At 60.6% G+C, this 9,745-nt stretch carries 10 protein-coding genes; 6 read left to right on the plus strand and 4 right to left on the minus strand.

Going from position 1 to position 9,745, the window contains the following annotated elements; all coding sequences use genetic code 11:
- The first annotated feature begins 343 nt into the window (after positions 1-343).
- Together OC610_RS13890 and OC610_RS13895 are read left to right on the plus strand one after the other, a co-directional pair.
- Entirely contained in the window at positions 344-2,002 is a 1,659-nt protein-coding gene (locus OC610_RS13890; protein WP_264428405.1) for a nitrite/sulfite reductase, read from the plus strand.
- Positions 1,986-2,480, plus strand: a complete 495-nt coding sequence (locus tag OC610_RS13895) for a DUF934 domain-containing protein (protein ID WP_264428407.1) — start codon at positions 1,986-1,988, stop codon at positions 2,478-2,480. The genes OC610_RS13890 and OC610_RS13895 overlap by 17 nt, the downstream gene beginning before the upstream one ends.
- 219 nt (positions 2,481-2,699) lie before the next feature.
- On the opposite strand, the gene sohB is transcribed toward OC610_RS13895, so the two are convergent.
- Positions 2,700-3,731 carry a protease SohB gene (gene sohB / locus OC610_RS13900; RefSeq protein WP_249875297.1) on the minus strand — a complete coding sequence of 344 codons (1,032 nt, stop codon included), beginning with the start codon at positions 3,729-3,731 and terminating at the stop codon, positions 2,700-2,702.
- Between the two features lie 224 nt (positions 3,732-3,955).
- Between sohB and OC610_RS13905 the strand changes: the two genes are divergently transcribed.
- The 3 genes from OC610_RS13905 (at position 3,956) to OC610_RS13915 (ending at position 6,051) form a co-directional block, all read left to right on the plus strand.
- A complete protein-coding gene (locus tag OC610_RS13905; RefSeq protein WP_264428410.1) occupies positions 3,956-4,666 on the plus strand; it encodes a histidine phosphatase family protein in 711 nt (236 codons plus the stop codon).
- A gap of 52 nt (positions 4,667-4,718) precedes the next feature.
- Complete coding sequence (locus OC610_RS13910) at positions 4,719-5,036, plus strand: SCP2 sterol-binding domain-containing protein (protein ID WP_264428412.1); 318 nt, start codon at positions 4,719-4,721, stop codon at positions 5,034-5,036.
- Between the two features lie 151 nt (positions 5,037-5,187).
- Positions 5,188-6,051, plus strand: coding sequence for a LysR family transcriptional regulator (locus tag OC610_RS13915; RefSeq protein ID WP_264428419.1), 864 nt, complete (start codon positions 5,188-5,190; stop codon positions 6,049-6,051).
- Between the two features lie 80 nt (positions 6,052-6,131).
- Here the strand turns inward: OC610_RS13915 and OC610_RS13920 are convergent, their stop codons facing one another.
- The gene (locus OC610_RS13920; protein ID WP_264428415.1) at positions 6,132-6,365 is read right to left on the minus strand and encodes a YdcH family protein; all 234 of its coding nucleotides are present in this window, start codon (positions 6,363-6,365) and stop codon (positions 6,132-6,134) included.
- A gap of 216 nt (positions 6,366-6,581) precedes the next feature.
- Between OC610_RS13920 and OC610_RS13925 the strand changes: the two genes are divergently transcribed.
- Positions 6,582-7,103 carry a DUF4142 domain-containing protein gene (locus tag OC610_RS13925; protein WP_030137960.1) on the plus strand — a complete coding sequence of 174 codons (522 nt, stop codon included), beginning with the start codon at positions 6,582-6,584 and terminating at the stop codon, positions 7,101-7,103.
- Between the two features lie 49 nt (positions 7,104-7,152).
- On the opposite strand, the gene OC610_RS13930 is transcribed toward OC610_RS13925, so the two are convergent.
- Entirely contained in the window at positions 7,153-7,419 is a 267-nt protein-coding gene (locus OC610_RS13930) for a hypothetical protein (protein WP_030137959.1), read from the minus strand.
- A 96-nt stretch (positions 7,420-7,515) separates the two neighbouring features.
- Positions 7,516-9,627: an ATP-binding protein gene (locus tag OC610_RS13935; protein ID WP_264428417.1), complete on the minus strand. Its 2,112-nt coding sequence runs from the start codon at positions 9,625-9,627 to the stop codon at positions 7,516-7,518.
- Positions 9,628-9,745 lie beyond the last annotated feature (118 nt).

Raw genomic sequence — 9,745 nt, forward strand, 5'->3', positions numbered from 1 at the left:
CCCAGGCGTCAACGGTACTGTCGCTTTTCCTTGCTTTGGTCGGATTGCTCATTGCATCGCCTCTTGTCGGTTTTGTAGGTGATTGCATAGGGACTCGACCACAGTTAAGACGATGATTGCCCGCACGACAAATGTGGATTAGGCAATAATCAATCTCATTAGTCGATTTGGTTCTTTACATATACTCAAACATCACTTTTGCGCATAACTCAAAACAGGTATCTTGCACCGGCTCCTTTAGGAGTGCGCGGCCGTGCGCGCAGAATTGCCGAGGCAGAACCCGATTTCAGCGAGCCAACCTGCAGCTGTTTCTGATCGGCCCAAGCCTGAGAACGAGACTTATATGTACGTATATGACGAGTACGATCAGCGGATCATCGAGGACCGCGTCAAGCAGTTCCGTGATCAGACCCGACGCTATCTGGCAGGCGAGCTGAGCGAAGAAGAATTCCGCCCTCTGCGCTTGCAGAATGGCCTGTATATCCAACGCTTCGCGCCGATGCTGCGCGTAGCGGTGCCCTATGGCCAACTGACCTCGCGCCAGGTGCGCAAGCTGGCCCAGATTGCCCGCGACTATGACAAGGGCTACGCCCACATCAGTACCCGGCAGAACGTCCAGTACAACTGGCCGGCCCTGGAAGATGTGCCTGAGATCCTGGCCGAACTGGCCACCGTGCAGATGCACGCGATCCAGACCAGCGGCAACTGCCTGCGCAACGTCACCACCGACCAGTTCGCCGGCGTCTCGGCCGATGAGTTGATCGACCCACGTCCGTGGTGCGAAATCGTTCGCCAATGGACCACGTTCCACCCGGAATTCGCCTACCTGCCGCGCAAATTCAAGATCGCCATCAATGGCTCGAGCTCGGACCGCGCGGCCATCGAAGTCCATGACATCGGCCTGGAAGCGGTCTACAACGCCGCCGGCGAGCTGGGCTTCCGCGTGCTGGTGGGTGGCGGCCTGGGACGTACCCCGGTGGTCGGCGCGTTCATCAACGAGTTCTTGCCGTGGCAGGACCTGTTGAGCTACCTCGACGCCATCCTGCGGGTGTACAACCGCTATGGCCGTCGCGACAACAAGTACAAGGCGCGTATCAAGATCCTGGTCAAGGCGCTCACGCCTGAAGTGTTCGCCGAAAAGGTCGAGGCCGAAATGGTCCACCTGCGCGGCGGCCAGACCACCCTGACCGAAGCCGAAGTGCATCGCGTCGCCAAGCACTTCGTCGACCCAGCCTATAAAGCCCTGGACAACCAGGACGCCGAACTGGCTGCCCTCGATAAGGAACACCCAGGTTTCGCCCGCTGGCGCACCCGCAATACCCTGGCCCACAAGAAGCCGGGCTACGTCGCGGTGACCCTGTCGCTGAAACCGACCGGCGTTGCGCCCGGCGACATCACCGACAAGCAACTGGACGCCGTCGCCGACCTGGCCGAGCGCTACAGCTTCGGCCAACTGCGCACCTCCCACGAGCAGAACATCATCCTGGCGGACGTTGAGCAGAGCCAGTTGTTCACCCTGTGGGGCGAGTTGCGCGAACAAGGTTTCGCCACCCCGAACATCGGCCTGTTGACCGACATCATCTGCTGCCCGGGCGGTGATTTCTGCTCGCTGGCGAACGCCAAGTCGATCCCGATCGCCGAATCTATCCAGCGCCGCTTCGACGACCTGGACTACCTGTTCGACATCGGCGAGCTGGACCTGAACATTTCCGGCTGCATGAACGCCTGTGGTCACCACCACGTCGGCCACATTGGCATCCTGGGCGTGGACAAGAAAGGCGAAGAGTTCTACCAGGTCTCCCTCGGCGGCAGCGGCAGCCGCGACGCCAGCCTGGGCAAGATCCTCGGCCCCTCGTTTGCCCAGGATGACATGCCGGATGTGATCGAGAAGCTGATCGACGTGTACATCGAACAACGTACCGAAGACGAACGTTTCATCGACACTTATCAACGTATCGGCATCGACCTCTTCAAGGAACGCGTCTATGCAGCGAATCATTAAGAACAACGAAGTCATCGACGAGAGCTGGCACTTGCTGCCCAAGGACGCGACCCTCGATGGCATTTCCAACTGCGACGACCTGATCGTGCCCCTGGCCCTGTGGCGCGATCATGCACACGCTTTGAAAGCCCGCGACGGCGGCCTGGGTGTGTGGCTGGACGCCGACGAGGAAGCGGAAGAAATCGGTGACGACGCCAACCAGCTGCAGGTCATCGCCCTGAACTTCCCGGCCTTCACCGACGGACGCAGCTACTCCAACGCTCGTCTGTTGCGTGAGCGCTATGGTTTCAAGGGTGAACTGCGCGCCATTGGCGACGTGCTGCGCGACCAACTGTTCTACATGCGCCGTTGCGGCTTCGACGCCTTTGCCCTGCGTGCCGACAAAGACCCGTATGAAGCCCTTGAAAGCCTCAAGGATTTCTCGGTGACTTATCAGGCCGCCACTGACGAGCCGCTGCCGCTGTTTCGTCGTCGCTGAAACTGATGCATGAAGAAGCCCTGGACCGGGTGACCGGTTCAGGGCTTTTTTTGTTGATGGATATTGGGAGCAGAACCTAATCTTCAGCCCACCTTGGCCCCATGTGGGAGCGAGCTTGCTCGCGATGGCGGCGGCACATTCAACATCGCCTGCCCGGGCAAACCGCTATCGCGAGCAAGCTCGCTCCCATAGGGTTTAGTGGTGGCCACCCGCCTCGAATTACCAAAACCGCTGCTGGGTCAACCGACTCCACCAACTGAGCAACACTCGATCCACCGAACCGCTGGCCGCCATGCCGATGCGCTCTTGCAGGCTTTTGCGTTCGGCGTAGTGCAGGTGATAAAGCTCGGCGCCCTTGGCCCGTTCGGCCAGGTATTCATCGCTGGTCTTGAGCTCGTCCACCAGGCGTTTTTCCAGCGCGGCGACACCGAGCCAGACCTCACCGGTGGCCACTTCGTCGATTGCCAGTTGCGGGCGATAGTTGGACACGAAGTTCTTGAACAACGCATGGGTAATGTCCAGGTCTTCCTGGAACTTCTCCCGGCCCTTCTCGGTGTTCTCGCCAAACACCGTCAGCGTTCGCTTGTACTCGCCCGCAGTCAGCACTTCGAAGTCGATGTCGTGTTTCTTCAGCAACCGATTGACGTTGGGCAACTGGGCCACGACGCCGATGGAACCCAGGACGGCGAACGGAGCGCTGATGATCTTCTCGCCGATGCACGCCATCATGTAGCCGCCGCTGGCCGCCACCTTGTCGATGCACACCGTCAACGGCACGCCAGCCTGGCGAATTCGCGCCAGTTGCGACGAGGCCAGGCCGTAGCTGTGGACCATGCCGCCACCGCTTTCCAGGCGCAGGACCACTTCGTCCTTCGGGGTCGCAAGGGTCAGCAGCGCAGTGATTTCGTGGCGCAGGCTTTCGGTGGCGGAGGCCTTGATGTCGCCGTCGAAATCCAGCACGAACACCCGTGGCTTGGCCGCCGGTTTGTCTTTCTGTTTCTTCCCGGCTTTTTCAGCCTTGCCTTCGCGCTTGCGCAAGGCCTTGAGCTGGTCCTTGTCCAGCAGCGTCTGCTCCAGGCGCTCGCGCAACCCTTTATAGAAATCGTTGAGCTTGCTGACCTGCAATTGCCCGGCCGACTTGCGCCGCCCCTTGCTGCGCAGCGCAGCAAAACTGGCCATGACCACCAGAATGGCGATCACCAGCGTCACCGTCTTGGCCAGGAAACCGGCGTACTCGACAAAAAACTCCACAGCGACTCCTTAAATGCAATGCGCCACTGAACGCAGGCGCGTAACGCTGCCAGCATACCCATGCGCTTGCCCTGCTGCCAGCCATGAAACCCGCCGTTACGTAACGCGGCTGAGACAGGACGGGCTGTAACGGTCATTTCAAACAAGCGTATGTTTTTTCATTGACAGGCCAACGCCATCCTCATAACCTCGCCAAACCTTCAACGTACCGGGATGACGCGGACGTGGGCAGCATTTATCTGATTCGACATGGCCAGGCCTCCTTCGGTGCGGATGACTACGATGTCCTTTCGCCCAATGGCATACGCCAGGCGCAAGTGCTCGGCAGCCACCTGGCGGAGCTGGGTGTCGTGTTCGATCGCTGCCTCTCGGGCGAGCTGCGTCGCCAGCAGGACACGGCCACCGGGGCGCTGGGCCAGATGGCCGCCGCCGGGCTGCCGGTTCCCGAGTTGGAGATCGACGCCGCGTTCGACGAGTTCGATGCCGACGCGGTCATTCGCGCGCTCTTGCCAGATATGCTCCCCCAAGAGCCCGAAGCGCTGCATATCCTCCGCAACGCCGCCCAGAACCGCGCCGAATTCCAACGCATCTTTGCGCTAATCGTCGAGCGTTGGCTCAGTGGCCGCTATGATCCGCCCGGGCTGGAAAGCTGGCTGGGCTTCGTCGAGCGGGTCCAGGGCGGCCTGCACCGGATCCTCGACAATGCCGACAAGTCCCACAAGATCGCCGTATTCACCTCCGGCGGAACCATCACCGCCCTGCTCCACCTGATTACCCAGATGCCCGCCAAACAGGCTTTCGAGCTGAACTGGCAGATCGTCAACACCTCGCTCAACCAATTGAAATTCAGGGGCCGCGAGGTGGCCCTGGCTTCCTTCAACAGTCATGCCCACCTGCAACTGTTGAAGACCCCGGACCTCATCACCTTCCGCTGAGTCCGGTTTGCTGTAGACCCTTGCTGTATTACCCCGAATAAGGATCGAAACCATGACCTCCGTAGCCGACGCCGTAAAAGCCATGCAAGCCAAGTTCAACCCAGCCGCCGCTGCCGGCCTGGACCTGGTATTCGGTTTCAACATTACCGATGAAGACAAGCAGTACGCCCTGATCGTCAAGGACGGCACTTGTGACATCCAGGAAGGCGAACATCCTGACGCCAACTGCACGCTGGTCCTGGACAGCGAGACCCTCAAGGGCATCGTCAGCGGCGAGACCGACGGCATGCAGGCGTTCATGGGCGGCAAGCTGCGCGTGGAAGGCGACATGATGCTGTCGATGAAACTGGCCGAGCTGTTCCCAGCCTGAGATCGGGTTCGAATCCTGGCTGTAATCCAATCCCGCCCTTGTGGCGGGATTTTTGTTTTTTGCGAGCAGGCTCGCTCCCACAGAAATGTGGATGGTATCGGATCGCTGGGCCAACTCTTACAATGCCCGCTCCACCCGCTTCGGCCTGAACATGGACATCGACCTCGCCCGCACCTTCCTGGAAATCGTCCGCCACGGCAGCCTCGCCGCTGCGGCGGAAAAGTTGCACGTCACCCAGACGGCGATTACCGCCCGGGTACAGAAGCTCGAAAGCCAGCTTGGCTGCGCGCTGTTCGTGCGCAACCGGGCCGGCGCACGATTGACCGCCGATGGCGAAGCCTTCGTGGTCTATGCCAACCAGCTTGTGCAGACCTGGGAAGCCGCCCGCCGGGACCTGCCGTTGCCCGAGGGCTATCGCAACGTCTTGCATCTCGGCGGCGAGGTCAGCTTGTGCAATCCCTTGATGCTCGCCTGGGCCGGCGAGCTGCGCCGGAAGATCCCCGGCCATGCCTTGCGCATGGACATCCGCGACGGTGAAAAACTGCTACAGCAATTGGAGTTGGGGTTGCTGGATGCCGCGGTGGTGTATCAGCCCGAATATTGGCCGAGGCTGCAGGTCGAGCAGTTGCTGGAAGAAAAACTCATCCTCGTGCGCCTGGCCACTCGTCCCGAGCCCTACGTATACATCGACTGGAGCGCCGACTTCCGCCGTCAGCACGACACAGCGCTGCCGGACAAGGCCAAGGCCGCCGTAACCTTCAATCTCGGCCCCCTGGCGCTGCAGTACATCCTGGAGAACGGCGGCAGCGGCTATTTCCGCACGCGGGTCGTACAGAGCTACCTGGACAGCGGCATTCTGGAGCGGGTGCCCAAGGCGCCGGAATTCAATTACCCGACCTACCTGGTGTATTCCAGGGACCGGGATTCGGCGGCGCTGCAACAGGCATTCGAGGTGCTGCGAGAGATCGTCAAGACCGGCAGTGACTGGTCCCAGCGTTGGGATCCGCTGGGCTGATGGATGGGGTGGGGCCGCTTCGCGGCCCAGCGGGAGCAAGCTCCCTCGCCACAAAAGCGCTTAGCGGATGGCCGTCATGGCTACTTCTGCATCCGCGCGGCGATCTGGTCCTTGATTTGCAACCGCTCCTTCTTGAGCGTCTCCAAGGCCGCATCAGCAAGGACCGCAGGTGGTTTCTCGGCCTTCACCACCTCGGCATCAAGCTTGGCGTATTGTTTGATCAACGCGTCGAGACTCTCGTCCTCTCGGCGTTTTTTCAGGATGTCTTCTTCTGTGCACTTCAGATCCTGGCAGAGATCATGGGACACCGGCATGGAGCACCTCCTTCGTGAGTTCGGTGGCGAGTGCTTTTCGGGGCACTGCCTGTCATCAGCATGGCCTTGCCAGTCGGCTTCTGTCGACCGCCAATCCGACCAGCGGTGACCGTTCGTCGTGCCGCGACGCGCTTCGATCAAACCTTCCCCCGCGCTTTCCCCTCCATTGATCAGTACCCAGAGAAACACCTGTACAACCTGTGTGGAGACTTACCTATGGACAGATTTACCCTGCGTCAACTCGGCCTGGCTGTTGCCCTGAGTAGCAGCATGGGCATGGCATGGGCCGCGACCTCCAACGACTTCGTCGACAACGCGGCGGCCGGCGGTATTGCGGAAATCGAAACAGGCAAGCTGGCCCTGCAGAAAAGCCAATCGGCGGACATCAAGGAGTTCGCCAACAAGATGATTGCCGACCACACCAAGGCCAACGAAGAGCTGAAGGCGCTGGCGAAGAAACATGACATCGAGGTACCGGACGACACCACGTTGATGAAGAAAGCCAAGGCCAAGATTCTCGACGTGCGCGACGAGTCCTTCGATCCGGCCTATGCGAATAACCAGGTGATGGCTCACGAAGAGACCGTTGCCCTGTTCAAGAAAGAGGCCGAGACGGTCACTGATGACAAGAAGCCTGGCAATACCGAGCTCAAGGCGTTTGCCCAGAAAATGCTGCCGGACTTGCAGCATCACCTGGAGATGGCCAAGAAGCTTCAAGCGGCCCACCCCAGTAAATAACGTCCTATCGAATAAGAAAGCCCGACTCTCGAGTCGGGCTTTTTGTTGATCAGCTGTCGGCAGTGTCGATATCGGCATCCGTCTTGTCACCCGGTCCAGGCCGATCCGGTTCCGGCTTGAAACCCGGGCTGTAGGTGTTGTCATTGTCCTGATGATGTTTCTTCTGATCGACCTCACGGGCAGCACTATGAGCCTCGTGTGTCTCAGCCGAATTGGCAGGCTGGTTATTCGCCACTTGAGGATCGACAGCCGGATCGTTACGCGAGGACGGGGTTTGCGTCTGGCCTTGTTGCTGAGTATTTGCAGAGTCGCTCATTAGACACCTCGTTCATGACAAGGCCGAATAGTGATCGGCCCTGGTTATTCGAAGGCAGGACGACGGCTTGGGTTCCATTCTTTTGCCGCGTCGGGCTCATTCTTCCAGCACTGAGCTGACCATCCGCGCCAGCGCATCCGGGCTATACGGCTTGCTCAACAGATGCGTATCGGGGCTCAACTGGTGGTTACGCGAAATGATGTCGCGGGTGTGTCCCGACGTGAACAGGACCGGCACCGGCGGGGTCTGCACCTTGGCCCAGGCCGCCAGGTCAGAGCTCTTGATCAGGCCGGGCATGACCACATCAGTGAAGATCAGGTCCACCGAGACGCCGTCGAGCAACAACTCCATGGCCTCGTCGCCGTTGGCGGCGGTCAGGGTTCGATAACCGAACTGCTCCAGCAACTCCACCGACGCCGCGCGCACGTCATCGTTATCCTCGACCACCAGGATCGTTTCCTCCAGGCCGGGCTGGAGCGTGCGCGGGTGCGCCTGTTCCGGGGATTCAGGCTTATGGCTGCGGGGGAAATACATATGCACTTGCGTGCCTTCCCCCGGGTGACTGGCAATCTCGATATGCCCGCCACTCTGCTTGACGAACCCGAACACCATGCTCAATCCGAGCCCGGTGCCCTGGCCATCGGTCTTGGTGGTAAAGAACGGCTCGAACACCTGGTTCAACACTTCAGGCGCCATGCCGGCGCCACGATCGATCACCGACAACCGTACGTAATCACCGGCCACGACACCTTTGCCAGCGCAGGACGACTCGTCCAGGGCAATATTTTCCCCGACCATGCTGATGACGCCTTCGCCACCCATGGCATCGCGCGCGTTGATCGCCAAATTCAGCAGGGCGTTTTCCAACTGGTTGCGATCGACATGGATGCACCACGGCTCCGGGGGCAACGACACCTCGATCCGGATGGTTTCCCCCAGCGCCCGTTGCAGCAATTCGCCCAGGCCATCGTAGATGCGTCGAGGATTGTAGACCGCCGGCGACAGCGGCTGGCGACGGGCGAAAGCCAGCAACTGCGATGACAGCTTGGCGCCCCGCTCCACCGCTTCGATCGACGCGCCGACCCGCCGTTGCACGTTGGGATTGTCAGGCTCGTGGCGAGCCAGCAAATGCAGGTTGCCGGCAATCACCTGGAGCAGGTTGTTGAAGTCATGGGCGACGCCGCCAGTGAGCCCGCCGATGGCTTCGAGTTTCTGCGATTGGCGCAACTGTTCTTCAGCCGCCAAGCGCGCCTGGACCTCATTATCGACGCGCTGCTCCAGGTCGCGGGTGAACTTGAGCAGCGACGCTTCGGCGGCCTTGCGCTCGTTGATGTCGATCAGCACGCCGGGAAAACGCAGGGGCTTGCCCAACGCATCGAACTCGCATCGACCGCTGGCCAGCACCCAAAGGTAATCGCCCTCGGCACGACGCAAACGGTATTCAGCGGTGTAGGGAACGCCCGTGCGCAAGGTCAGATCGACCCGCTGCTCCACGTCCTCGATGTCATCGGGATGGATGCGCTGGCGAGCAATCTCGATGGGCAGTGCATCCAGCGGGCACTCAGGCGGATAGCCAAACGTACGGGCGAAACGCTCGTCGCCAGACAGTGTGTCGGTGGTGATATCCCAAACAAACGACCCCAGCAACGGCCCAGCAGAAAGCGCCAGCTGGATGCGCTCATTGACCGCGCGATAGCTGCGCTCGGCCTCTTGCCGGGCCCGCTCGCTCAGCACCAGTTCGGTAGTTTCCACCACGATCGCCAACACGCCGGCCGGCGATTGGTCATCGTCCGGCACCGGGCTGTAGTAGAGATCCATCCAGACGTCTTCGGGCTTGCCGTCACGCAGCAGCACCAGTTCCTTGCTGCGGTAGGACAACGTGCCGCCAGCCAGGCACACGTCCAATACATGGCGGTTGAACTCGGCCACCTCCGGCCACCCCAACTCCACCGCCCGTCCCAGCAGGTACGGATGGCGACCGCCGGCAAATTCGGCATAGGCATCGTTGTAGATCATGAAGCCCTGGCGGCCCCACAACATGACCATCGGCAAGGGCGACGCCAGCATCACTTGGACCGCGCTGCGCAAGCTGGCGGACCAATGCTCGATCGCACCCAGTTCGGTGCGACTCCAATCGTGCGCCCGGATGCGCCGGGCCATCTCTCCGTCCCAACCGGGACACCCGTTACTCTGGGATAAGAACTTCATGGAACGACTCTCACCTCAAACTACCAGCAGGGAAGCGGCATACCACAAGTCCCTTGTGCTAGTGCTTCGAGCACGGGGTTGGCAATTGGTTTCATGCAGAGGCTTTTGCGCCGGCCCT

Source organism: Pseudomonas agronomica (assembly GCF_025917275.1).
GTDB classification, from domain to species: domain Bacteria; phylum Pseudomonadota; class Gammaproteobacteria; order Pseudomonadales; family Pseudomonadaceae; genus Aquipseudomonas; species Aquipseudomonas agronomica.

What these genes read in the sequence shown, in the direction of transcription:
- OC610_RS13890 (WP_264428405.1), top strand. Translation starts at nt 344, where the DNA reads ATGTACGTATATGACGAGTACGATCAGCGGATCATCGAGGACCGCGTC.
- OC610_RS13895 (WP_264428407.1), top strand. Translation starts at nt 1,986, where the DNA reads ATGCAGCGAATCATTAAGAACAACGAAGTCATCGACGAGAGCTGGCAC.
- OC610_RS13910 (WP_264428412.1), top strand. Translation starts at nt 4,719, where the DNA reads ATGACCTCCGTAGCCGACGCCGTAAAAGCCATGCAAGCCAAGTTCAAC.
- OC610_RS13915 (WP_264428419.1), top strand. Translation starts at nt 5,188, where the DNA reads ATGGACATCGACCTCGCCCGCACCTTCCTGGAAATCGTCCGCCACGGC.
- OC610_RS13920 (WP_264428415.1), bottom strand. Translation starts at nt 6,365, where the DNA reads ATGCCGGTGTCCCATGATCTCTGCCAGGATCTGAAGTGCACAGAAGAA.
- OC610_RS13925 (WP_030137960.1), top strand. Translation starts at nt 6,582, where the DNA reads ATGGACAGATTTACCCTGCGTCAACTCGGCCTGGCTGTTGCCCTGAGT.
- OC610_RS13930 (WP_030137959.1), bottom strand. Translation starts at nt 7,419, where the DNA reads ATGAGCGACTCTGCAAATACTCAGCAACAAGGCCAGACGCAAACCCCG.
- OC610_RS13935 (WP_264428417.1), bottom strand. Translation starts at nt 9,627, where the DNA reads ATGAAGTTCTTATCCCAGAGTAACGGGTGTCCCGGTTGGGACGGAGAG.